Annotated in this window: 22 protein-coding genes; 11 read left to right on the forward strand and 11 right to left on the reverse strand. The window is 61.2% G+C overall.

All coding sequences use genetic code 11. The features are described 5' to 3' along the window. Complete coding sequence (locus tag QR290_RS20865; RefSeq protein ID WP_289203509.1) at positions 1 to 2,943, forward strand: HD domain-containing phosphohydrolase; 2,943 nt, start codon at positions 1 to 3, stop codon at positions 2,941 to 2,943. On the opposite strand, the gene QR290_RS20870 is transcribed toward QR290_RS20865, so the two are convergent. Together QR290_RS20870 and QR290_RS20875 are read right to left on the reverse strand one after the other, a co-directional pair. Continuing rightward, positions 2,944 to 3,426 (reverse strand): GAF domain-containing protein, encoded by a 483-nt coding sequence (locus tag QR290_RS20870; RefSeq protein WP_115078740.1) that lies wholly within the window; start codon positions 3,424 to 3,426, stop codon positions 2,944 to 2,946. Beyond that, positions 3,423 to 4,313: an ATP-binding protein gene (locus QR290_RS20875; protein ID WP_007955716.1), complete on the reverse strand. Its 891-nt coding sequence runs from the start codon at positions 4,311 to 4,313 to the stop codon at positions 3,423 to 3,425. The genes QR290_RS20870 and QR290_RS20875 overlap by 4 nt, the downstream gene beginning before the upstream one ends. A gap of 124 nt (positions 4,314 to 4,437) precedes the next feature. Here QR290_RS20875 and QR290_RS20880 point away from each other — a divergent pair, with 124 nt between their 5' ends. Further along, the gene (locus QR290_RS20880; RefSeq protein WP_430736774.1) at positions 4,438 to 6,801 is read left to right on the forward strand and encodes a response regulator; all 2,364 of its coding nucleotides are present in this window, start codon (positions 4,438 to 4,440) and stop codon (positions 6,799 to 6,801) included. Here QR290_RS20880 and QR290_RS20885 read toward each other — a convergent pair. The 3 genes from QR290_RS20885 to msrB all read right to left on the reverse strand — a co-directional run bounded on the left by QR290_RS20885 (position 6,785) and on the right by msrB (position 8,226). Then, positions 6,785 to 7,246, reverse strand: coding sequence for a MarR family winged helix-turn-helix transcriptional regulator (locus tag QR290_RS20885; RefSeq protein ID WP_085744964.1), 462 nt, complete (start codon positions 7,244 to 7,246; stop codon positions 6,785 to 6,787). The genes QR290_RS20880 and QR290_RS20885 overlap by 17 nt on opposite strands. Further along, positions 7,243 to 7,728, reverse strand: a complete 486-nt coding sequence (locus tag QR290_RS20890) for a glutathione peroxidase (protein ID WP_011335290.1) — start codon at positions 7,726 to 7,728, stop codon at positions 7,243 to 7,245. The genes QR290_RS20885 and QR290_RS20890 overlap by 4 nt, the downstream gene beginning before the upstream one ends. Positions 7,729 to 7,830: 102 nt before the next feature. Further along, entirely contained in the window at positions 7,831 to 8,226 is a 396-nt protein-coding gene (gene msrB, locus QR290_RS20895; RefSeq protein WP_085730678.1) for a peptide-methionine (R)-S-oxide reductase MsrB, read from the reverse strand. Between the two features lie 225 nt (positions 8,227 to 8,451). Between msrB and QR290_RS20900 the strand changes: the two genes are divergently transcribed. Next, positions 8,452 to 9,663 carry a pyridoxal phosphate-dependent aminotransferase gene (locus QR290_RS20900; RefSeq protein ID WP_007955711.1) on the forward strand — a complete coding sequence of 404 codons (1,212 nt, stop codon included), beginning with the start codon at positions 8,452 to 8,454 and terminating at the stop codon, positions 9,661 to 9,663. Between the two features lie 303 nt (positions 9,664 to 9,966). After that, positions 9,967 to 10,854 (forward strand): protease HtpX, encoded by an 888-nt coding sequence (gene htpX, locus QR290_RS20905; RefSeq protein ID WP_007955710.1) that lies wholly within the window; start codon positions 9,967 to 9,969, stop codon positions 10,852 to 10,854. A gap of 59 nt (positions 10,855 to 10,913) precedes the next feature. Here the strand turns inward: htpX and QR290_RS20910 are convergent, their stop codons facing one another. Continuing rightward, positions 10,914 to 11,567 (reverse strand): thiopurine S-methyltransferase, encoded by a 654-nt coding sequence (locus QR290_RS20910; RefSeq protein ID WP_289203510.1) that lies wholly within the window; start codon positions 11,565 to 11,567, stop codon positions 10,914 to 10,916. 103 nt (positions 11,568 to 11,670) lie between these two features. On the opposite strand from QR290_RS20910, the gene QR290_RS20915 reads away from it, so the two are divergent. Continuing rightward, the gene (locus tag QR290_RS20915) at positions 11,671 to 12,438 is read left to right on the forward strand and encodes a DODA-type extradiol aromatic ring-opening family dioxygenase (RefSeq protein WP_115078743.1); all 768 of its coding nucleotides are present in this window, start codon (positions 11,671 to 11,673) and stop codon (positions 12,436 to 12,438) included. Between the two features lie 77 nt (positions 12,439 to 12,515). Here QR290_RS20915 and QR290_RS20920 read toward each other — a convergent pair whose 3' ends face one another. Beyond that, positions 12,516 to 14,189 (reverse strand): DEAD/DEAH box helicase, encoded by a 1,674-nt coding sequence (locus QR290_RS20920; RefSeq protein WP_007955707.1) that lies wholly within the window; start codon positions 14,187 to 14,189, stop codon positions 12,516 to 12,518. A gap of 422 nt (positions 14,190 to 14,611) precedes the next feature. Between QR290_RS20920 and QR290_RS20925 the strand changes: the two genes are divergently transcribed. Continuing rightward, on the forward strand, positions 14,612 to 15,403 hold the full coding sequence (locus QR290_RS20925; RefSeq protein ID WP_289203511.1) for a crotonase/enoyl-CoA hydratase family protein: 792 nt from the start codon (positions 14,612 to 14,614) through the stop codon (positions 15,401 to 15,403). A 51-nt stretch (positions 15,404 to 15,454) separates the two neighbouring features. Here the strand turns inward: QR290_RS20925 and QR290_RS20930 are convergent, their stop codons facing one another. Then, positions 15,455 to 16,210 carry a spermidine synthase gene (locus QR290_RS20930; RefSeq protein ID WP_289203512.1) on the reverse strand — a complete coding sequence of 252 codons (756 nt, stop codon included), beginning with the start codon at positions 16,208 to 16,210 and terminating at the stop codon, positions 15,455 to 15,457. Positions 16,211 to 16,360: 150 nt separating this feature from the next. Here QR290_RS20930 and QR290_RS20935 point away from each other — a divergent pair, with 150 nt between their 5' ends. Further along, a complete protein-coding gene (locus QR290_RS20935) occupies positions 16,361 to 17,707 on the forward strand; it encodes a class II 3-deoxy-7-phosphoheptulonate synthase (protein WP_115078746.1) in 1,347 nt (448 codons plus the stop codon). 131 nt (positions 17,708 to 17,838) lie between these two features. On the opposite strand, the gene QR290_RS20940 is transcribed toward QR290_RS20935, so the two are convergent. Continuing rightward, on the reverse strand, positions 17,839 to 19,065 hold the full coding sequence (locus tag QR290_RS20940; protein WP_289203513.1) for a winged helix-turn-helix domain-containing protein: 1,227 nt from the start codon (positions 19,063 to 19,065) through the stop codon (positions 17,839 to 17,841). 64 nt (positions 19,066 to 19,129) lie between these two features. Further along, positions 19,130 to 19,345, reverse strand: coding sequence for a DUF1127 domain-containing protein (locus tag QR290_RS20945; protein WP_007955702.1), 216 nt, complete (start codon positions 19,343 to 19,345; stop codon positions 19,130 to 19,132). Positions 19,346 to 19,442: 97 nt separating this feature from the next. Between QR290_RS20945 and QR290_RS20950 the strand changes: the two genes are divergently transcribed. Beyond that, on the forward strand, positions 19,443 to 20,297 hold the full coding sequence (locus QR290_RS20950) for a LysR substrate-binding domain-containing protein (protein WP_007955701.1): 855 nt from the start codon (positions 19,443 to 19,445) through the stop codon (positions 20,295 to 20,297). On the opposite strand, the gene QR290_RS20955 is transcribed toward QR290_RS20950, so the two are convergent. Next, positions 20,287 to 21,036 (reverse strand): sulfite exporter TauE/SafE family protein, encoded by a 750-nt coding sequence (locus QR290_RS20955; RefSeq protein ID WP_289203514.1) that lies wholly within the window; start codon positions 21,034 to 21,036, stop codon positions 20,287 to 20,289. The two genes, QR290_RS20950 and QR290_RS20955, sit on opposite strands and share 11 nt — an antisense overlap. Before the next feature lie 112 nt (positions 21,037 to 21,148). On the opposite strand from QR290_RS20955, the gene QR290_RS20960 reads away from it, so the two are divergent. The 3 genes from QR290_RS20960 (at position 21,149) to QR290_RS20970 (ending at position 23,345) form a co-directional block, all read left to right on the forward strand. After that, the gene (locus QR290_RS20960) at positions 21,149 to 22,105 is read left to right on the forward strand and encodes a LysR family transcriptional regulator (protein WP_289203515.1); all 957 of its coding nucleotides are present in this window, start codon (positions 21,149 to 21,151) and stop codon (positions 22,103 to 22,105) included. Between the two features lie 83 nt (positions 22,106 to 22,188). Next, positions 22,189 to 22,653, forward strand: a complete 465-nt coding sequence (locus QR290_RS20965) for a MarR family winged helix-turn-helix transcriptional regulator (RefSeq protein ID WP_115078751.1) — start codon at positions 22,189 to 22,191, stop codon at positions 22,651 to 22,653. A 272-nt stretch (positions 22,654 to 22,925) separates the two neighbouring features. Next, positions 22,926 to 23,345, forward strand: coding sequence for an organic hydroperoxide resistance protein (locus QR290_RS20970; RefSeq protein ID WP_034155242.1), 420 nt, complete (start codon positions 22,926 to 22,928; stop codon positions 23,343 to 23,345). Positions 23,346 to 23,366: the final 21 nt, after the last annotated feature.

Below are 23,366 nucleotides of genomic sequence, written 5' to 3' on the forward strand. Positions count from 1 at the left end.
ATGCCCAGCCCACTGCGCCCGGAACAACGCCGGTTTCCGCTGCATGTGCACATCAGCGTCATGTTCACCTTTCTGTTGTTGCTCACCGGGGTGGTGCTGGGTCTGTTCAACTATCGACAGACCACACAGATCATCCTGTCGAGCAGCGAAAAACTGTTCAATCGCATCGAACAGGATGTGCGCCTCGATCTGCAAGCCACTTATGCACCGATACGGCATCTGCTGAGCCTGTTGGCAGACACCCCCGCCGCCCGGTCTTCCGGTCTCGAACCGCGCCTGGCACTGCTCAAGCCGTTCAGCCAGTCCCTGACAGACAATCCGGATCTGGCCTCCCTGTACCTGGGATATGGCAACGGCGATTTCTTCATGGTTCGTCCTTTGCGCACGCCGGCGCTGAAAAACCTGCTCAAGGCACCCGACGCCGCGGCGTTTCAGGTCTGGAGCATCGAACACGACGCCAGCGGTCAGGCGCATTCGCAGTCGTTGTTCTTCGACCAAACCCTGTCCCCGGTCGGCCGGCAGGACAACCCCGACGATCCTTATGATCCCCGCAGCCGGGCGTGGTACATCAGCGCGCGGCAGCAGGCTGAACAGATCACCACCGAACCCTACGTCTTTTTCTCCACCCACAACGTCGGCACGACACTGGCCCGGCGCAGCGGTGATGACGCGGTGATCGGCGCAGACCTGACCCTTGATGCACTCTCCGCAACCCTGATCAAACACGTGGTGACACCGGCCACGGAAATTGTCCTGTTCGACGCCGAAGGCAACGCCGTGGCCTACCCCGACAGCAGCCGGCTGATCGTCGATGACCGCACGGCGCGCCTGGCCAAGGCTGCCGACTTGAGCCCCGCCCTGCGTGCCTTGTTATCCGGTCACCAGGGCAATCGGCTCAAGGCCGACGGCCGGCAATGGATCGTCGCCCGCAGTCAGTTGCAGGAAGGCGGGCCGAAGGGTTTGCAAATGGCGTTGCTGGTGCCGGAGGACGAGTTGCTGGTCGACGCCTATCGCATGCGCTGGCAAGGCGCGCTGATCACATTGGCCACCCTGCTGCTGTGCCTGCCGCTGGGCTGGCTGATCTCGCGAATTCTGGTCAAGCCGCTGCATGCACTGGTCAAGGAAGCCGATGCAATTCGCAGTTTCGATTTCAATTTTCCCGTGACCCGTCGATCACCGGTGCTGGAGGTCGATCAGTTGAGTCTGTCGATGGCCCGCATGAAAGACACCCTGGCCAGCTTCTTTCGGATCACCGACAGCCTGACTGCCGAAACCCGCTTCGCCCCGCTGCTGCAACGAGTCCTGTTCGAAACGGTGCAGATCGCCCAGGCCCAGGCGGGTCTGATTTATCTGCGTGAAAACGATGGCAATCGCATGGAGCCCTACGGACTGGTGGTCGACGGCGCGTCACAAGCCCTGGCCGCGTTCGATATTCAGGGGCGCAACCTTGATGCTACTCCGAGCCCCGAATGGTTCCGGCAACTGGCGAATACCAACACGGTCGTAAGTAATCTGGGTTTCGAACAGGCCACCGATCTGCAGAAAGTACTGCTGGCCATGGAATCACCGAGGGTGCATCTGATCGGTATCCGCCTGCACAACCGACACAACGAAACCGTCGGCCTGCTGGTGCTGCTGATCAATGACAGCGGCACGGCGAGCGATCTGGAAAAGCTGCGGCCCGACCGCATCGCCTTCCTGCAAGCAGTGTCCGGGGCGGCAGCGGTGAGTATCGAGAGCCAGCGCCTGCAAGCCCGGCAGAAACAGTTGCTGGACGCGTTCATTCAATTGCTCGCCGGCGCCATCGATGCCAAGAGCCCTTATACCGGCGGGCATTGCCAGCGCGTGCCGGAGCTGACCCTGATGCTCGCCCATGCCGCTGCGGCCAGTCAGGCGCCGGCGTTCAGTGACTACCAGCCGAACGAAGACGAATGGGAGGCCTTGCACATCGCCGCGTGGCTGCACGATTGCGGCAAGGTCACGACCCCGGAATACGTGGTCGACAAAGCCACCAAACTGGAAACCCTGAATGATCGTCTCCATGAAATCCGCACCCGCTTCGAAGTGCTCAAGCGCGATGCGTGGGTCAGCTACTGGCAAGCCCTGGCCATGGGCGGCGATGAACGGCAACTGGCCGAGCTGCGCGACGCAACCCTGACAGCACTGGATGATGATTTTGCATTCGTCGCCCACTGCAATCTGGGCAGTGAAGCGATGGCCGAGGCTGATCTGCAACGCTTGCAAGGCATCGCGCAACGTACCTGGACGCGCACGCTGGACGATCGACTGGGTCTGTCATGGGAAGAGAACCGGCGTCAGGCTCGCACCCCGGCACCGATCTTGCCGGTCACCGAACCGCTGCTGGCGGACAAGCAAGAGCATCTGCTGGAACGCGCCGAGGGCGAGCTGATTCCGGAGGACAATCCGTGGGGCTTCAAACTCGATGTGCCACCGTACAAATACAATCGCGGCGAGCTGTACAACCTCAGCATTCCCCGGGGCACGCTGACCCGCGAAGAACGCTACATCATCAACCACCACATGGTGCAGACGATCCTGATGCTCAGTCACCTGCCCTTCCCCGGGCATTTGAACAGCGTGGCGGAGATCGCTGGCGGGCATCACGAAAAGATGGACGGCACCGGTTATCCCAAGCGCCTGAAACGCGAAGACATGAGCCTGCCGGCGCGCATGATGGCGATTGCCGATATTTTCGAAGCCCTGACTGCCGCCGACCGCCCGTACAAAAAGGCCAAGTCCCTCAGTGAAGCGCTGGGGATCATGGCCACCATGTGCCGCGAGGCGCACATCGATGCCGAGCTGTTCGGGCTGTTCATCCGCGATGGCGTGTACTTGCAGTACGCCACGCGTTTTCTCGATCCACGGCAGATCGATGCCGTGGAACCGGCGGCCGTGCTGCTCAAGGCAGGCCTGGCAGCGTGATCAGCAGTCGGTCAGGCGCAGGAAGATTGCTGCCAGCTGTTCGATCCCGACCTGATCCTCGGCACCGAAACGCGCGAGTTTCGGGCTGTCGAGGTCGAGCACGCCGATCAGACGACCGTCCTTGACCAACGGCACGACCAGCTCGCTGTTCGACGCGCTGTCGCAAGCGATATGGCCGGGGAACGCGTGAACGTCTTCGACTCGTTGTGTCTGCAGGCTGGCAGCCGCCGCACCGCACACACCGCGACCGAACGGAATTCGCACGCAGGCGATCTGGCCCTGGAACGGGCCGAGCACCAGTTCTTCGTTGCGATTGAGGTAGAAACCGGCCCAGTTCAGGTCATCGAGCTGGTTGAACAGGAACGCCGAAAACTGCGCGGCGTTGGCGATGAAATCGCGCTCATCCGCCAGCAGCGATTCCAGTTGCGCGGCCAACATGCCATAGCCTTCGAGGCCCTGGCCGCTCTGTTGCAAATCAATCATGCCTTGTGCTCCAACAATTTCAGTCCCACCCAGTAACGGGCGAATTGGTACGCGCAACGTCCGTTGCGGTTGCCACGGCCGGTTGCCCAGCGCACGGCGAGGATGTCCAGCTGTTCGTCGCGCTCCCAGCTCAGGCCGGCCTTGGCGGCCAACTGGCCGATCCAGTGCTCGACGACGTTGAGGAAATGTTCCTGGGTAAACGGATAGAACGACAGCCACAGGCCAAAGCGATCCGACAGCGCGATCTTGTCCTCCACCGCTTCGCTCGGATGCAGTTCGCCATCGACGCGCTTCCAGTTTTCGTTGTCGCTTTCCTTTTCCGGCACCAGATGACGGCGGTTGGAGGTGGCGTACAGCAACACGTTGTCCGGCGCCTGTTCGAGCGAACCGTCCAGCACGCTTTTCAGCACGCGGTAGTCGCCTTCGCCTGACTCGAACGACAGGTCATCGCAGAACAGCACAAAACGCTGCGGCAGCTTGGCGATCTGCTCCACCACCCGTGGCAGGTCTGCCAGGTGATCGCGCTCGATTTCGATCAGACGCAAACCGGCCTTAGCGTGTTCAGCCAGTAGCGCGCGCACCAGCGATGATTTACCGGTCCCGCGCGAACCCCACAGCAGCGCATGGTTGGCCGGCATGCCGTCGAGAAATTGCTGGGTGTTGCGGCCCAGTTGCTCCAGTTGCCGGTCGACGCCGATCAGGTCCGACAGGCGCATGTCGAGGCTGACTTCCAGCGGCAGCAGATAACCGCTGCGACCGTCACGCTGCCAGCGCGCGGCGAGGCAGGTGCCCCAGTCGATGACCGGGCGTGGAGCCGGCAGCAGTGGTTCGATCCGCGCCAGAACCGACTCGGCGCGCTCAAGAAAAGCATTCAATCGGGAATCCACGTCTTCTCCTCGGGCTCGTTCACAGTGATGATGGCGGTGCAGCGACGACAGACAGCGTTCGAAACCTGTCCCGGCCCTTGTTACAAGGCGCTTCGGGAACCCAGGAATCCGTGCATGATCGACTATGCTTGAGCAGCGAAGGGAAACGGAAGTGGTTCAACACCCCATGGATATCAAATTCACCCACCGGCTGTCGTACAAACAGGCCCGGCTTACCGTGCTGGTCGGGTTCATTCTGGGCACGCTGCTCAGCCTGCTGCAAATCGGCATCGATTATGCCAGTGAAGACGCGTCCATCAACCGTGAAATCCTGTCTTTGCTGGAAATCAGCCATAACCCGGCCTCGCGCATCGCCTACAACATCGATGCCGAACTGGCGCAGGAGCTGACCCTGGGCCTGCTGCGCTCGCCGGCGATCATTTCCGCACGACTGACCGACAACAACCAGACAGTGCTGGCCAACGTCAAACGCCCGGAGCTGCAAAGCGGCTACCGGATGATCAGCGACTTCCTGTTCGGCGCCAAACGCCAGTTCGAAGACCGCCTCTATCTCGATCACTTGCCCAATGAATCCCTCGGCACCCTGAGCCTGGAAGTCGACACCTACGCGTTCGGCAGTCGCTTCCTGCGCCGGGCCGAGGTCACGCTGCTCAACGGTTTTGCCCGCAGCCTGATTCTCACCGGGATCCTGCTCGCGCTGTTCTACGTGATGCTGACCAAACCGCTGGTGCGGGTGATCCGCGAACTCAGCGGCCGCGACCCGCGCAGTGCCGAGCCGACCACCCTGGAATGTCCGGGCGGGCACGCCAATGACGAGATCGGCGTATTGGTCAAGGTTGCCAATCAGCAGTTCGAGAACATCGCCACGGAAATCCAGCAGCGGCGCAATGCGGAAAACCGGCTCACCGACTACCTCGCGCAACTCGAAGACATCGTGTCCGCGCGTACTGCCGAACTCAAGGCGATCAACGCGCGGCTCAGCCAGTCCAACCAGGAACTGGAAGTGGCCCGCAGCACGGCACTGGACATGGCCGAAGCGCGTTCGGCCTTTCTCGCCAACATGAGCCACGAGATCCGCACCCCGCTCAACGGCCTGCTGGGGATGATCGCCCTGTCGCTCGACGGCCCGCTCAACGCCGAACAGCAGCAGCAACTGTCGATCGCTCACGACTCTGGCAAGGTATTGGTGGAGCTGCTCAACGACATTCTCGACCTGTCGAAATTCGATGCCGGGCAACTGGAGCTCGAACACATACCGTTCGATCTCGGTTCGCTGATCGAAGACACCGCCAACCTGCTGTCGCAGAACGCGGCGCCGAGTGTCGAACTGACTTGCCTGATCGATCCGTACTTCCCGGCGCTGGTGCTGGGCGATCCGACCCGGGTCAGGCAAATCGTCAGCAACCTGCTATCCAATGCGTTGAAATTCACCCGCTTCGGTCGGGTCGATGTGCGCTTGTCCACCTGGAAGGACGGCGTCCGGATCGAAGTCTGCGACACCGGCATCGGCATCGCCCAGGAAGCGCAGGTGAAGATTTTCCAGCCGTTCACCCAGGCGGGTGCCGGCATCACCCGCCAGTACGGCGGCACCGGGCTCGGGCTGGCATTGACCTATAACCTGTGCGAAGCCATGCAGGGGCGCCTGACTATCAGTTCCGAAGTGGGCTTCGGCAGTCAGTTCTGCGCCGAACTGCCATTGCCCTGCCACACCCGCGCGGTGATTCCTCCACCGTTGCACGGCAAGGTGCTGGCGATCACCAGCGCGGTCAGCGGGCTGGCAGAGCTGCTGGAAAGTCTGCTGCCGGTCTGGGGGTTGACCTACGAGCAGCGAACCCTCGACGACCCGCTGCTTGGCCTGTCCCCCGACGTCATCATCACCGACTGCCCCGAATGCCTGTTCGGCTTGCGCCCGGCGATGACGGCGCCGATTCTGCTGGTGACCGCTTACGGCAGTTTCATGCCGGGTGAGGAAGCCACGGCCCTCGCGCCGTTGCAGCAGCAGGCGCGACCACTGGCCCGCAACGCGCTGTATCAGAATCTGCGTCGGACGCTGTTACCGGACCTCACCACCATCGACCGCGCACGCCTCGAAAGCGTGCCGTCGCAGCGGCGCGGTCGGGTGCTGCTGGTGGAGGACAACCCGGTCAACCAGTTGGTGGCCAAGGGCATGCTGGGCAAACTGGGATGCGACGTTGTAGTCGCCGCCCATGGCGTGGAAGCGCTGGATCAGCTGGAACACGACGAATTCGATCTGGTGCTGATGGACTGCAACATGCCGGTGATGGACGGCTACGAAGCCAGTCGCCAGATTCGCCAGAGCGGCCGCTGGCCGCACCTGCCGATCGTCGCCCTGACTGCCAACGCCATGTCCGAGGAACGAGAACGCTGCAGGGCGGCGGGCATGAGCGACTACCTGGCCAAGCCGTTTCGCCGTGAGGAGCTGGCGGCGCTGCTGGACCAGTGGATTCCGACTACGACAGTGCTTTGATCTGCCCAAGCAAGTGATCGAGACCGTCGCGCAAGTCATTGAGCCGGTCCAGATCCACCCCGCTGTCGCACAACAGCCGCGCTTTCAACGGCCCGACCTGTTCACGCAGCGCCTGCCCTTGCGGTGTGAGGCTCAGATGAACCTCGCGCTCGTCACGAGCCGAGCGCTGACGCTGGACAAGTTGCAGTTGCTCCAGACGCTTGAGCAGCGGCGTAAGCGTGCCGGAATCCAGTGCCAGACGCTCGCCCAGCGCTTTGACCGTCGGTTGCTCCGGCGCGGATTGCTGCCATTCCCACAACACCAGCATCGCCAGGTATTGCGGGTAGGTCAGACCGAGCTGATCGAGCATCGGCTTGTAGGCACGTATCACCGCCCGCGATGCGGCATACAACTTGAAGCACAACTGACTGTCGAGCTTCAGCGAATCGGCGGACAGGCTGTTCATTTGAGCAGGGCTTCGATCTCGCGGCTCAGATCCTGCGGCTTGGTGGCCGGGGCGAAGCGCTTGACCAACTGGCCGTCCTTGCCGATCAGGAACTTGGTGAAGTTCCACTTGATGCCCTGGGAGCCCAGCACGCCCGGCGCGCGTTTCTTCAATTGCACGAACAGCGGGTGCGCACCGGTACCGTTGACTTCGATCTTCTTGAACAGCGGGAAGCTGACACCGTAGTTCAGCTCGCAGAACTCGCTGATGGCGCCCTCGTTGCCCGGCTCCTGCTTGCCGAACTGGTTGCACGGAAAGCCCAGCACCACCAGGCCCTGATCCTTGTAGGTCTGCCACAGTTCCTCAAGGCCCTTGTACTGCGGTGTGAAGCCGCATTTGCTGGCGGTATTGACCACCAGCACCGCCTTGCCGGCGAAATCGGCGAGGGTCTTTTGCTCGCCTTTGATGGTGGTGCACGGAATGTTAAGCAGGTTGTCGCTCATGGTGCGCACTCTTGAAAAATGGATAGACGGCAAAAATAGCGAGCAATTGAATTGTGTCCAATTTAATTATTCGAAAGGCGACCCGTGGATCGCCCGTATCGGTTACTCGCGCGGCACCAGGTCCAGGCACACCGAGTTGATGCAGTAACGCAGGCCGGTCGGCGGCGGACCGTCAGGGAACACATGGCCCAAGTGCGCATCGCACCTGGCGCATTTCACTTCGGTGCGGATCATGCCGTGGCTGGTGTCACGGATTTCGGTCATGGCGCTCTCGCCGATGGGCGCGTAGAAGCTTGGCCAGCCGCAACCGGAGTCGAATTTGGTCTTGGAATCAAACAGCGGCTCGTTGCAGCAGACGCAGTGGTAAACGCCATCGGTCTTGGTGGCATTGTACTTGCCGGAGAACGGCCGCTCGGTCGCGCTCAGGCGGCACACGTTGTATTGCTCGGGATCGAGCATCGCCCGCCATTCTTCCAGGGTCTTTTCAATCTTTTCCATCATCACACCTCAGCGGCTGAAAAAGCCCGATCTGTATCTTTTCCACGGATCGGGCGGCACGTATGATTGCGCCTCGTCACACGCCAGTCTGGCAGCGGGTTCCTGCGCATTCAAACGGATTGTTGGAAACCGCCGCTCGAGACACTTGCCTGTGTGAAGACGCAGGAATCCCAGTACGGTTGTCCACCCGCCGCCTGGATCGTTCATTTTCGGGATCACATCGCCATGCAGTTCAGCAAATCGAACAAGCTCGCCAACGTCTGCTACGACATTCGCGGCCCGGTGCTCAAGCACGCCAAACGCCTGGAAGAGGAAGGCCATCGCATCCTCAAGCTGAACATCGGCAACCCGGCGCCCTTTGGTTTCGAAGCGCCGGACGAAATTCTCCAGGATGTGATCCGCAACCTGCCGACCGCCCAGGGCTACAGCGATTCCAAAGGTCTGTTCAGCGCACGCAAGGCGGTGATGCAGTACTACCAGCAGAAGCAGGTCGAAGGTGTCGGCATCGAAGACATCTACCTGGGCAACGGCGTGTCCGAGCTGATCGTGATGTCGTTGCAGGCATTGCTCAACAACGGCGACGAAGTGCTGGTGCCGGCGCCCGACTATCCACTGTGGACTGCTGCCGTGAGCCTGGCCGGCGGTAACGCGGTGCATTACCTGTGCGACGAGGGCGCCGACTGGTTCCCGGATCTGGCCGACATCAAGGCCAAGATCACCCCGAACACCAAGGCGATGGTGATCATCAACCCGAACAACCCGACCGGCGCGGTGTATTCGAAGGAAGTGCTGCTGGGCATGCTCGAGCTGGCCCGTCAGCACAACCTGGTGGTGTTCTCCGACGAAATCTACGACAAGATCCTTTACGACGACGCCGTGCACATCTGCACCGCTTCGCTGGCCCCTGACCTGCTGTGCCTGACCTTCAACGGTCTGTCCAAGTCGTATCGCGTGGCGGGCTTCCGTTCTGGCTGGATCGCCATTTCCGGGCCGAAACACAACGCCCACAGTTACATCGAAGGCATCGACATGCTGGCCAACATGCGCCTGTGCGCCAACGTGCCAAGCCAGCATGCGATCCAGACCGCTCTGGGTGGCTATCAGAGCATCAATGATCTGGTGCTGCCGCAAGGTCGCCTGCTGGAACAACGCAACCGTACCTGGGAATTGCTCAACGACATTCCAGGCGTGAGCTGCGTGAAGCCGATGGGCGCGCTGTACGCTTTCCCGAAGATCGACCCGAAAGTCTGCCCGATCCACAACGACGAGAAATTCGTGCTCGACCTGCTGCTCTCCGAGAAGCTGCTGGTGGTGCAAGGCACGGCGTTCAACTGGCCGTGGCCTGACCACTTCCGCGTGGTCACCCTGCCGCGGGTCGATGACCTGGACATGGCCATCGGTCGTATCGGCAACTTCCTCAAGTCCTACCGCCAGTAACCGGCGCTCAGTGCGCAACGGCCCGAACGTTGCGCACTGTCTGATTCAGCAACACTTCTGCTCCGCCCCTCCTCCAGCACCTTCTACACTTGCGACTCATACGAATCATGCGTGCCTGACGCAATGAGACCGGGTGCCGCGTGCCTGTCATCCATACCGGATTCGGCAGTGGGAAATCTCCCATGCCCGGCGAATCCGGTGTAGGACACAGTTTGAAATAGTCACTCGGTTGAATCGCCAGGTGCCGCACCTTATATACCCCGCAGTACGCTACATCTTTAGCTTGAGGAGATTTCTACAACCATGATGCGCATCCTGCTGTTTTTGGCCACTAACCTGGCGGTCGTGCTGATAGCCAGCATCACCCTGAGCCTTTTCGGCTTCAACGGGTTCATGGCGGCCAACGGGGTTGACCTCAACCTCAGTCAGCTGCTGGTTTTCTGTGCAGTCTTTGGTTTCGCCGGTTCCCTGTTCTCGCTGTTCATCTCCAAGTGGATGGCGAAGATGAGCACCAGTACCCAGATCATCACCCAGCCACGCACTCGCCACGAACAATGGCTGCTGCAAACCGTCGAGCAACTGTCCCGGGAGGCCGGGATCAAGATGCCCGAAGTCGGGATTTTCCCGGCCTACGAGGCCAACGCCTTCGCCACCGGCTGGAACAAGAACGACGCACTCGTCGCGGTCAGCCAGGGTTTGCTCGAACGATTCAAGGAAGATGAAGTGCGGGCCGTGCTGGCCCACGAGATCGGCCATGTGGCCAACGGCGACATGGTCACCCTGGCGCTGATCCAGGGCGTGGTGAACACCTTCGTGATGTTCTTCGCGCGGATCATCGGCAACTTCGTCGACAAGGTGATCTTCAAGAACGAAGAAGGCCAGGGCATGGCCTACTACATCGCAACCATCTTCGCCGAACTGGTGCTGGGCATTCTGGCCAGCGCGATCGTGATGTGGTTCTCGCGCAAACGCGAGTTCCGTGCCGACGATGCCGGTGCCCGACTGGCCGGTACGGGCGCGATGATCAACGCCTTGCAACGCCTGCGCGCCGAACAGGGCCTGCCGGTGCACATGCCTGACACCCTGAACGCCTTCGGCATCAACGGTGGCATCAAACAAGGGTTCGCCCGCATGTTCATGAGCCACCCTCCGCTGGAAGAGCGTATCGACGCCCTGCGTCGTCGCGGTTGATCAAACCGGCGCACCAACTAAAAGGCCCGCAGTGATGCGGGCCTTTTTTTGCCTGTCGATTACGCCCCGGAAATCCGGTACACCCGCTCTTCAAGCCGAGTAACGCCGGCCTGCACGAACTTCCAGCTTTCACCGAGTACGTCCTGTTCTTCCAGCCTCTCGACGCGCCAGACACGGCCCAGCAAACGCTGCACTTCGGCATCGTCCACGGAAAATGGCGGCCCTGGCATCTGCGACTGGTCGTAATCCAGCGTCACCAGCAGTCCTCGGCATGTCGGTAAAAGGTCCTGCAAGTGCGCTGCATAACGTTCGCGCATCGACGGCGGCAAGGCAATCACCGCCGCCCGGTCATACAGCGCGGTGCATCCCGCCACATCCTCCGTCGTCAGCGAGAAGAAATCCCCACACCACAATTCGATCGTGCCAGAGCGATAGATCTTGAACCCGCCCTGTTCACTCACCTGCGGCTGCAATTGCTGCTCGAGGAAGAAATCTTCCACGGCCTTCTCCGACAGCTCGACACCGAGCACCTGATGACCACGGCCGGCGAGCCACAGCAGATCCAGGCTTTTCCCACACAACGGCACCAGCACACGAGCCTGCGCCGGGATGGCCAGATCGGGCCAGTGCCGATGTAAATAAGGGTTCACGTCAGGCTGGTGAAAGCCGATCTGGTTCGATTCCCACTTCTTGTGCCAAAACTCCGGCTGCATGCATCCTCCTAAGAATTCGATCAAAAGGCGTTAAAACTTATATTGGAATTAGATCAATGAACTGACTGAAGATGAACCCATCTTAACGCTCAGGAACCCTTCCATGTTTCCCAGCCTGTTTATCTCTCACGGCTCGCCCATGCTGGCGCTGGAGCCCGGTGCCAGTGGCCCGGCACTGGCGCGACTGGCAGCCGAACTGCCACGCCCGAAAGCCATCGTCATCGTTTCCGCTCATTGGGAAAGCCATGAGCTGCTGGTAAGCAGCCATGCGCAACCGGAAACCTGGCACGACTTTGGCGGTTTCCCTCGCGCGTTGTTTGAAGTGCAGTATCCGGCACCGGGCAATCCGCAACTGGCTAGCGAGGTCGCCGACCTGCTGACCGCCAACAACCTGCCGGCACGCCTCGATCCGCAACGACCGTTCGATCACGGCGTGTGGGTGCCACTGTCGCTGATGTACCCACAGGCCGACATTCCGGTGGTTCAGGTTTCCCTGCCCAGCCGTGGCGGCCCGGCGCTGCAGAACCGCGTCGGCCAGGCGCTGGCCAGTCTGCGCGATCAAGGCATTTTGTTGATCGGTTCCGGCAGCATCACTCACAACCTGCGAGAACTGGACTGGCACGCTGGTCCGGAGAGCGTAGAGCCGTGGGCCCGGGACTTCCGCGACTGGATAGTCGACAAGCTGGCTGCCAATGACGAAGCCGCCTTGCACGATTACCGCCAGCAAGCACCGAACGCCGTACGCAACCATCCAAGTGACGAGCACCTGTTGCCGCTGTACTTCGCCCGTGGCGCCGGCGGTGATTTCAGCATCGCCCATCAAGGCTTCACCATGGGCGCACTGGGCATGGACATCTACCGTTTCGGCTGATGCCCAAATCGCAGGCAAAAAAAATCCCCGAACCAGTCGGGGATTTTTTATGTTCGATCAATCAGCCCAAGGGCGGATCAATCTTCGCGGTAGCGACGCAGTTTCAGCTGTTTGCCGGCAACGCGAGTGTCCTTCAGCTTGGTCAGGAGTTTGTCCAGACCATCTTCCGGCAGCTCGACGAGGCTGAAGCTGTCACGCACCTGGATGCGACCGATGGCTTCACGTGCCAGACCACCTTCGTTGAGGATGGCGCCCAGCAGGTTTTTCGCCGCGATACCGTCACGCGCGCCCAGCGCGGTACGGCAACGGGCACGGCCTTCGCCCAAAGGCATCGGCGCACGACGCTCGCGATCACCACGGTCCGGACGATCACCGGAACGCTCAGGACGGTCACCACGTGGAGCGCTGTTCGGCACCAGTGGACGTTCCTTCTCGATCGCTGCCAGGTTCAGCGCCTGACCATTGGTGGCCTTGCGCAGCAGAGCGGCAGCCAGGGCACGCGGGGTGCAACCGATGTCGGCGGTCAGGCGATCCAGCAGATCACCGTGAGTCGATTCGGCGTCAGCCACCAGCGGCGACAGGCTGTTGGTCAGTTTCTTGATGCGGGCATCGAGAACGGCCTGGGCGTCCGGCAGACGCACTTCGGCAACTTTCTGACCGGTCACACGCTCGATCACTTGCAGCATGCGGCGCTCACGTGGAGTCACCAGCAGCAGCGCGCGGCCTTCGCGACCGGCACGGCCGGTACGGCCGATACGGTGCACGTAGGATTCCGGATCGTACGGCATGTCCACGTTGAACACGTGGGTGATGCGCGGAACGTCCAGACCACGGGCGGCAACGTCGGTCGCTACAACGATGTCCAGACGGCCATCTTTGAGCGAGTCGATCACGCGCTCACGCTGGTTCTGGGCGATGTCGCCGTTCAACGCTGCGGCTTTGTAGCCTTTGGCGTCGAGGGCGCTGGCCAGATCCAGGGTCGCTTGCTTGGTGCGCACGAACATGATCAGAGCGTCGAAATCTTCCACTTCCAGCAAGCTGAGAACTGCAGAAGTCTTCTGGTCAGCGTGAACCAACAGGTGAGCCTGTTCGATCGCGGTAACGGTCTGGGTCTTGCTCTGGATCTTCACGTGCTTTGGATCGCGCAGGTGACGCTCGGCGATGGCACGGATCGATTGCGGCAGGGTCGCCGAGAACAATACGGTCTGACGGGTTTCCGGCATGGCCTTGAAGATGACTTCGAGGTCGTCCATGAAGCCCAGTTTGAGCATTTCGTCTGCTTCGTCGAGAACCAGGTGGTTCACGGTCTGCAGTACTTTTTCGTCGCGACGCAGGTGGTCGCACAGACGGCCCGGAGTGGCGACAACGATCTGTGCGCCATTACGGATTGCTTTCAATTGTGGGCCCATCGGCGCGCCGCCGTAGACAGCCACAACAGTCACGCCCGGCATTTGCTTGGCGTAGGTTTCGAAAGCGGTTGCAACTTGCAGCGCCAACTCACGAGTTGGGGCCAGGATCAGAGCTTGCGGCTCGCGCTTGGACGGATCAATGCGGTGCAGGATAGGCAGGGCAAAGGCAGCGGTTTTACCGGTACCGGTTTGCGCCTGACCAATCATATCGTGACCGGCGAGGATGATCGGGATCGACTGCTGCTGAATGGCCGAAGGCTCTTCATAGCCGGTAGCGACTACTGCAGCGACAATATTGGGATGAAGTTCAAGAGCGGCGAAGCCGCCGATTTCCTGGGTCATGGGTCTGCCTCTAAGTGCATCCGCAAAGACCCATGCTCCAAAGCTGCACATGCCGTGTTGAGACTCAAGAGTCGCCCTGGCAGCTTTGTCGGCGGGGATTTGCGAAAACGAATGAATGAAAAAGAATCGTCAAGGAAGAGCCCGCAGTGCGGACGTGCAGCCGAAGCTGACTTCGGGGAATTGCGCTACCTAAACGCGGCCCGGTTAAAGGCCGGCGCGCACTATACCGGAATTTGCCCAAAAAGGGAGCTTTTTTTATCGGCGAAATACAGTTGTCACCGCTGTGTAACGGGGTTTTGCGGATAATCGGGCAAAGGTCTATTTTTCAAAGACCCCGGCCCTGCGGGCGATGGCGCTTAAACGATTCACCGACATGCGGCATCTGGTCGCTGCACCCTTTCTTCCCCTGCGAGGAAACACCCATGAATCAGCCCTGCCCCGGCCGCGTCAGCCGTGCGCGCCACGGTCACGTGCATTTGATCGGCCTGGACCGCGCCGCCAAGCGCAATGCCTTCGACCTCGATCTGCTCAACGACCTGGCCCTGGCCTACGGTGAATTCGAGGCTGATAACGAAGCGCGGGTGGCGGTGGTGTTCGGACATGGTGAGCATTTCACCGCCGGGCTCGATCTGGTCAATGCCAGCTCCGCCCTCGCCCAAGGCTGGCAGGTACCACCCGGTGGTTGCGATCCTTGGGGCGTGTTCGTCGGACCGCGAGTCAGTAAACCGGTGATCGTCGCCGCACAGGGTTATTGCCTGACCATCGGCATCGAGCTGATGCTCGCCGCCGACATCAACCTGTGCGCCAGCAACACCCGGTTCGCGCAGATGGAAGTGCAGCGCGGGATCTTTCCGTTCGGCGGTGCGACATTGCGCTTTCATCAGATAGCCGGCTGGAGCAATGCGATGCGCTGGTTGCTGACCGGCGACGAGTTCGACGCCCATGATGCGCTACGCCTGGGCCTGGTACAGGAAGTCATGGCCAGCGAGGATCTGCTGCCGCGCGCCATCGAACTGGCCGAACGGATTGCCCGGCAAGCGCCGCTGGGGGTGCAGGCGACGCTGATGTCGGCGCGTCAGGCGCGCTATGAAGGCGAGACCGCGGCGGCCAAGAGCTTGCCGCCGTTGGTGAAGAAGTTGCTGGCCACTGAGGACGCCAAGGAAGGTGTGCGCTCGCTGGTGGAGCGGCGACCCGGTGTATTCAAAGGGATCTGAAATGGGTGGTGGTCATAGCGCCGCCTTCGTCGGATCGGCACAGTCAGCGAATCATGTCGCCGGGCGAATGGCCTTGATCAACGTCTGCAACGAGTAACCGAGCTTCGGCGCCAGCGCTTCGGCCCGGGCAGTCAGCGCCTGCATGTCCAGCACCTGATCGAGATCCGCCGGCACGATCAGAATCACGTTGCCTTCCTTCACCGGCAGTTCCCAGTAATGCCGGTGATAGAGCCCGCGCAACAATGCCGCCCCGAGAGGTTTGCCGTCATCGGTGGCCCACTGGTTGATCACCAGCCAGCCACCGGGATTCAGACGTTTCTGACAGTCGCCAAGGAAATTCCACGTAAGATGCCCGGCGCCGGGGCCGACATCGGTATAGAGGTCGACGAAAATCAGGTCAGCCGGTTCAGCGGTAGGCAGCAGTTCAAGGGCATCACCGACGCGGATGTACAGCCGTGGATCGTCATCAAGGCCAAGGTATTCGATGGCCAGACGCGGCACGTCGGGGCGCAGCTCGATGGCTTCGACATCTTCCAGCGGCAGGAACTTGAGGCAGGCCTGGGTCAGCGTCCCCGCGCCCAGCCCGAGAAACAGCGCACTCTCCGGTTGCTCATGGCACAACGCGCCGATCAGCATCGCCCGGGTGTAGTCGTACTCCAGCCAGCTCGGGTCGGCGGTAAACACGCAGCTTTGCTCGATCGCATCGCCGAACTCCAGAAAGCGGTAATCGGCCACTTCCAGCACGCGAATCACGCCGAACTCATCCTGTACCTCGGCGAGCAACAGCTCGACGCGCTCCTCAGTCATTTCGTCTCCTGGTGGTCACCGGACGCGGTGACGCGATGGCACCGCTGTGGTGCCGTGGCAAAGCGGCGATTGTCGGCGAAGCGGCGGGAGCAGGTCACGCACTAATTGCTGCTAACATGGCCGTCCGTGCGTAGAACCTTAGAGACCGTGATGAGCCAACCCTGGAGCCCTGACAGCTGGCGCGCCCTGCCGATCCAGCAACAACCCCGATACCCCGACGCCGCGCATCTGCGCCAGGTCGAGCAGACGCTGGCCAGCTATCCGCCGCTGGTGTTTGCCGGCGAAGCGCGCGAGCTGCGTCGTCAGTTTGCCGAAGTCACTCAGGGCCGGGCGTTCCTGCTGCAGGGCGGCGACTGCGCAGAAAGCTTTGCCGAGTTCTCCGCCGCGAAGATCCGCGACACCTTTAAAGTGTTGCTGCAAATGGCGATCGTCATGACCTTCGCTGCCGGTTGCCCGGTGGTCAAGGTCGGGCGCATGGCCGGCCAGTTCGCCAAGCCGCGCTCGGCCAATGACGAGACCATCGACGGCGTGACCCTGCCGGCCTACCGGGGTGACATCGTCAACGGCATCGGTTTCGACGCCGCCAGCCGCGTACCGGATCCGGAGCGTCTGCTGCAGTCGTATCACCAGTCCACCGCCACCCTCAACCTGCTGCGCGCGTTTGCCCAGGGCGGTTTTGCCGACCTGCATCAGGTGCACAAGTGGAACCTGGACTTCATCGCCAACTCGGCGCTGGCTGAAAAATACAGCCACCTCGCCGACCGCATCGATGAAACCCTGGCGTTCATGCGCGCCTGCGGCATGGACAGCTCGCCGCAACTGCGCGAAACCAGTTTCTTCACCGCCCACGAAGCGCTGCTGCTGAACTACGAAGAAGCCTTCGTACGCCGCGACAGCCTGACCAACGATTACTACGATTGCTCGGCGCACATGCTGTGGATCGGCGACCGCACCCGACAGCTCGACGGTGCCCACGTCGAATTCCTGCGCGGGGTGAACAACCCGATCGGGGTGAAAGTCGGCCCGAGCATGAACCCCGACGACCTGATCCGCCTGATCGACGTGCTCAACCCGGACAACGATCCGGGTCGTCTGAACCTGATCGCGCGGATGGGTGCGAACAAGGTCGGCGATCACCTGCCGGCGCTGATTCGCGCGGTGCAGCGCGAAGGCAAGCAGGTGCTGTGGAGCTCCGACCCGATGCACGGCAACACCATCAAGGCCAGCAGCGGCTACAAGACCCGCGACTTTGCGCAGATCCTTGGCGAGGTGAAGCAGTTCTTCCAGGTTCACGAAGCGGAAGGCAGCTACGCCGGCGGCATCCACATCGAGATGACCGGGCAGAACGTCACCGAGTGCATCGGTGGTGCGCGGCCGATCACTGAAGATGGCTTGTCGGATCGCTATCACACCCACTGCGACCCACGGATGAATGCCGATCAGTCGCTGGAACTGGCGTTCTTGATCGCTGAAACCCTGAAACAGGTTCGGCGCTGAGTTCGGAAACCTTCATTGTTTGATCGGACCTCATCGCGGGCAAGCTCGGCTCACACAGGATTGGTGTCGTACATTTAGTTTGTGAACGACTCGGTCACTGTGGGAGCTGGCTTGCCAGCGATGAAGCCGGTTCAGTCGCAGCCGATCTGAACCATAGCCAGTCGGAGCCGACCGGCACTTTCCCGCTGACAATTGAGCTGCACCTGCTCAAGCCCCAACCAGTCCGCCATGCGCCGCAAGTTCAGCGCCAACGCCAACATCCCCGCGTCATCCAGTCCCGTTTCTTCCTCATGCACCGCATGCACCGCCAGGCGCCCTGCCGCCCGTTCGGCGCGCAGGTCAACTCGTGCAGCAATCCGTTCGTTGTGCAGGAACGGCAGCACGTAGTAGCCATAGACCCGCTTGTCCTGCGGCGTGTAAATCTCCAGCCGATAGCGAAAATCGAACAGCCGCTCGGTCCGGCTGCGCTCCCAGATCAGTGAGTCGAACGGCGACAGCAATGCACTGGCCTCAACCTTGCGCGGTATTTTCGGCTCGGGGAGGCAATAAGCGATCTGTCGCCAACCGGCGACTTCGCAGGTCAGCAGTTGCCCGTCCTCGACCAGCTCCGCCAGACGCGGGCGGGCGTCGGAAGGATTCAGGCGGAAGTAATCACGCAGGTCTTTTTCCGCGCCGACACCCATCGCCTGCGCTGCATGCAGTAGCAAACCGCGCTGCGCCTCGGCCTCATCGGGCAGTGGCTGTTGCAGCACGGAGGCCGGAATCACTCGCTCCGGCAAGTCATACAAACGCTCGAAGCCACGCCGTCCGGCCACGGTGACTTCACCAGCGGCAAACAACCACTCCAGTGCATGCTTTTCCGCACTCCAATCCCACCACGGCCCGGCTTTTTCCTCCCGGGTCGACAGACTGCCGGCGCCCAATGCGCCCTGCTCTTCGACCGACGCCAGCACCCGGCGAATGGTGTCCTGTTGCTCGCGGCCGAACCGCGCCAATTGCTGATAGATATCCTCACCGCGCCTGGCCCGCTGCATGCGCCAGCCCATCAACGGGTACATCGACAACGGCAGCAACGACGCTTCATGGCCCCAGTATTCGAACAGCGAACGACGTCGCCCCGAACTCCAGGCAGCCTGGTCGAGCAAATCAGCAGAATAGGAACCGAGACGGGAGAACAGCGGCAGGTAGTGCGAGCGCACCACGGCGTTGACGGAGTCGATCTGCAACAGGCCAAGGCGTTCGATCAGCCGGTTGAGGTGCATCGCCTTGACAGCCGGCGGCTGGCGCCCGTGAAACCCTTGGGCTGCCAGTGCCAGACGTCGAGCCTGTTTAAGGGAAAAGGACAGTGTCGCGGGCATGTGTACCTCCATGTCTGCTCGCAACCTACCTCACTACAAAGGGGTTTATGTAGCAATGGCCTCATCATTTATGCATCGGATCGTCCCAGAACGGCCGCACCGACTCATGTTCGACATCGGCACGACTGACCCCGATGTCCTTCAACGCTTCGTCGCTCAGACTGGCAAGCAACTCGCGTTCGCGGTGAAGTTCGTACCAGCGGCTAAACTTGTGCAGCAGATCGGAAATCAGATGGACCGGCACTCTTTCATCGCTCACATACAGTTTTTGACCTTTCATCGTGTTGCCCTCCTTTAGGGATGGCTCAAGTCTCGCGCCGGAGCTACGATCAATCCAACGAATGTTTCTGATGACATGCATCACGGAGATTCATCAATTGTCGGCGTACCCCAGTATCGATACCGATGTCCTGCGCACCTTTGTCGCGATTGCCGATCAGGGCGGTTTTACCCGCGCCGGCGAAATGGTCAACCGCACTCAATCAGCGGTGAGCATGCAAATGAAGCGTCTGGAAGAGGACGTGTTGCAGCGCCAGTTGTTCGAGCGCGACGGGCGCCAGGTGCGCCTGACCGCCGAGGGCCAGGTGTTGCTCGGTTACGCGCGGCGCATCCTGAAATTGCACAGCGAAGTGTTCAACACCCTGCGCGAGCCGCACATGGTCGGCACGGTGCGGATCGGCACACCGGACGATTACGTGATGCGGTTTCTGCCGGGGATTTTGTCGCGCTTTGCGCAGTTCTATCCGTTGATCCAGATTGAAGTGCATTGCGAGTCGACAAAACAGTTGCTGCAACGCACGGACCTGGATCTGTCGATCGTCACCCGCGAGCCGGGCAACGAGATTGGCCAGTTGCTGCGCAAGGAACGTTTCGTCTGGGCCGAGGCGCAGAATTTCAGCGCCCACGAGCAAACGCCGTTGCCGCTGGCGATGTTCAACAGTGATTGCTTCTGCCGTCTGTGGGCCTGCAATGCGCTGGACGCGATGGGCCGCGAATACCGGATTGCCTATAACAGCACCAGCCTGTCGGCATTGATGGCGGTGGTGAGCGCGGGCCTGGCGATCACCGCGCAACTGGAAAGCCTGATCACCCCGGACCTGCGCATTCTTGGGGCCGCCGAGGATCTGCCGCTGTTGCCCGAGGCCAGCATCATGCTGATCCGCAACCTCAACAATCCCTCGCCGATCACCGAATGCCTGGCCGAGCACATCGTCGAAGGCTTCAAACTTTAAAGGCGAGCATCACCGCGCACAGCACCAGAAACCCGCAGAACAGCCCGCGCAGGAGTTTTTCCGGCATCGCGTGGGCGACCTTCACGCCCCAACTGATGCTGGCCAGACCGCCGATGGCCAGCGGCAGTCCGATCATCCAGTCCACTTCGTGGTGCACCGCGTACGTCACCAAGGTGACGCCGGTGCTCGGCAATGCCAGCGCCAGCGACAAACCTTGAGCGACAACCTGAGTGGTGCCGAACAGGCTGGTCAGCACTGGCGTCGCCACCACCGCTCCGCCGACACCGAACAAGCCGCCCATGGTGCCCGACGCCGCGCCGAGCACGCCCAGCCACGGCCATGAATAACGCATCTCGGACCTCGCCGCCGGACGCGCGCCGAACATACGCACCAGGTTGTAGGCCGACAACGCCACAAGGAACGCGACAAAACCGATGCGCATGGTTTGCGCGTCGATGCCCACGGCCCAGATCGAGCCGATCCACGCAAAGCAGAATCCCATCACTGCCAGCGGCAACGCATGGCGGAGTTCGATGCGATTACGCTGGTGATAACGCCACAGCGCCAGCATCACGTTCGGCACCACCATCACCAGCGCCGTGCCTTGGGCGATCTGCTGATCGAGCCCGAACCACACACCCAGCAGCGGAATGGCGATCAACCCGCCGCCAATGCCAAAGATCCCACCCAGAGTGCCGAGGGCGGCGCCAAACAACAGGTACAGCAAAAACTCGATCACAGCAGAATTCCTCAAACGTCAGGCGACTCATCCTACGCAGTCGACGCTGGCACGGAAACGCACAGCAACGCACAATGGCTGTGCCAAATCCGCATAGGCACTGAGCTGATTCATGAATCCCAATCAATTGACCGAACAACTCGGGCTGTTTCTCGATGTACTGGAGAGCGGCAGTTTCTCCGCCGCCTCACGCCGGCATCCGCTGACGCCTTCCGCCGTTGCCCGGCGTATCGACAGTCTGGAAAGCGCGGTCGGCAGCCAGTTGTTTATCCGCAGTACTCACGCGGTGCGCGCCACGCCAGCCGGTCTTGCGTTTGCCGAACGGGCGCGGCGGATTGTGGCCGAGTTGCAACTGGCCCGGGCTGAAGCGGTGTCTCTGAGCAACGCGCCAGAAGGTCTGATTCGGGTGGACGCGCCGGCAGCATTCGGGCGTCGGCATCTGGCGCCGGTGATTGCCGATTTTCTGGTGCTGTATCCGGGGCTCGACGTACAACTGCATCTGATCGACAGCTTCGTCGACATGGACGGCTCAAACCTGGGCAAGGTCGATCTGGTGTTGCGCGCCGGGCAGATGGCCGACACCCGGTTGGTCGCTACACCGTTGGCGAGCATGGTCCGCATCGCCTGCGCCAGCCCCGACTATCTCAAGCGCCGGGGCGTGCCGAGCGAACCCGCTCAATTGAGCGAACACGATGGCCTCGATTGGGACGGCCTCGCCCCGCCCTTTGCCTGGCGTTTCGAACAGGACGGGCAGATGCAATTGCACCGCCCGGCGCGGGTGCGCATGAGCGCCAACAACGCCGAAGCGCTGGTTTGCGGCGCGCTTGCGGGGCTCGGGATCGCGCATCTGCCGACCTGGCTGGCCAGCGAATACCTGTTGCGCGGCGAATTGCTGCCGTTGTTCTGTGAAAACGGCCTGCCGAAACCGGAGAGTACCGGCATCTATGCGCTGCGGCTTGAGCAACAGGCCAGCTCCCGCAGCCGCCTGCTGCTGGAATACCTCAAGACCCGGTTCAGCCCCGTGCCGCCGTGGGATCTGGCGCTGCAACGTGAGCTGGGCCGGCACTGACCGACTCGCCACCGGGCACAATTGTCTGGCGCATTAAAGATTCGAGCGCTAGATTCATCTGCATCACCGTTCAAGGCACTGACATGACCACCGACCGCAACACCTCCGATCACTGCGAAGACCTGCTGCTCGACAATCAGGCCTGCTTCGCCCTGCATTCCACTTCGCTGATGATGACCAAGGTCTACAAGCCCCTGCTGCAAGCGCTTGGCCTGACGTATCCGCAGTATCTGGCGATGATGGTGCTGTGGGAGAAGGATGGTTTGACCGTCGGAGAAATCAGCACGCGCCTGCTGACCGATCCGGGCTCCCTGACCCCGCTGCTCAAGCGGCTGGAAGGTGAAGGTTTGCTCAGCCGAACCCGCAGCCGCGAGGATGAACGGGTGGTGATCGTTGAACTGACGCCACAGGGACGCGCCTTGAAAGACAAGGCCCGAACCGTTCCGCAATGCATCCTCGGGGCCAGCGGCTTCACGCTGGAGCGGCTGCAAAATCTGCAAGCCGAGTTGCAGGCCTTGCGTGGTCATTTGCAGGACAGCCTCGCTTAAGATCCCCCCTTTCCTGTGGGCGCAGCCTTGCGCCTGCAGGCGAATCGCACCTTCCCCACTGATTACCGAAAAATTTTTCCTCTCGTTTACGTTCAAAAAAAACCTTCTATATCAAAAGCTTGAGATCACGACTCAGCCCGATCCAAGTGCCGATCTCCGCTTTCTTCAAAAATTTATCTTGCGCACTAAATATTCGCGCAGTACATTTACTTCGCACCTAGTTAGCGCGCAAACAATTAGCGCAATAAACCACACTTAATGAGGCTCACACCATGCAAACTCTCTACACCGCAATCGCAACCTCCACTGGCGGCCGTGACGGTCGTGCGATCTCCAGCGACAACATCCTCGACGTCAAACTCGCCACCCCGAAAGAACTCGGCGGTGCCGGCGGCGCTGCCACCAACCCTGAACAACTGTTCGCTGCCGGTTACTCGGCCTGCTTCATCGGCGCCCTGAAATTCGTTGCCAGCCAGACCAAACGCAAAATCCCGGACGACGCGTCGATAACCGCTCACGTCGGCATCGGCCAGATTCCTGGCGGCTTCGGTCTGGACATCGACCTGCACATCAGCCTGCCGGGCCTGGAACAGGCTGACGCGCAAAGTCTGGTCGACGCGGCTCACCAGGTCTGCCCGTACTCCAACGCCACCCGCGGCAACGTTGATGTGCGTCTGCACGTCACCGTGTAATCACTGACACTCAGGCCCGTA

Origin of the sequence: Pseudomonas fluorescens (genome assembly GCF_030344995.1) — a bacterium.
Classification (GTDB): Bacteria; Pseudomonadota; Gammaproteobacteria; order Pseudomonadales; family Pseudomonadaceae; genus Aquipseudomonas; species Aquipseudomonas fluorescens_BF.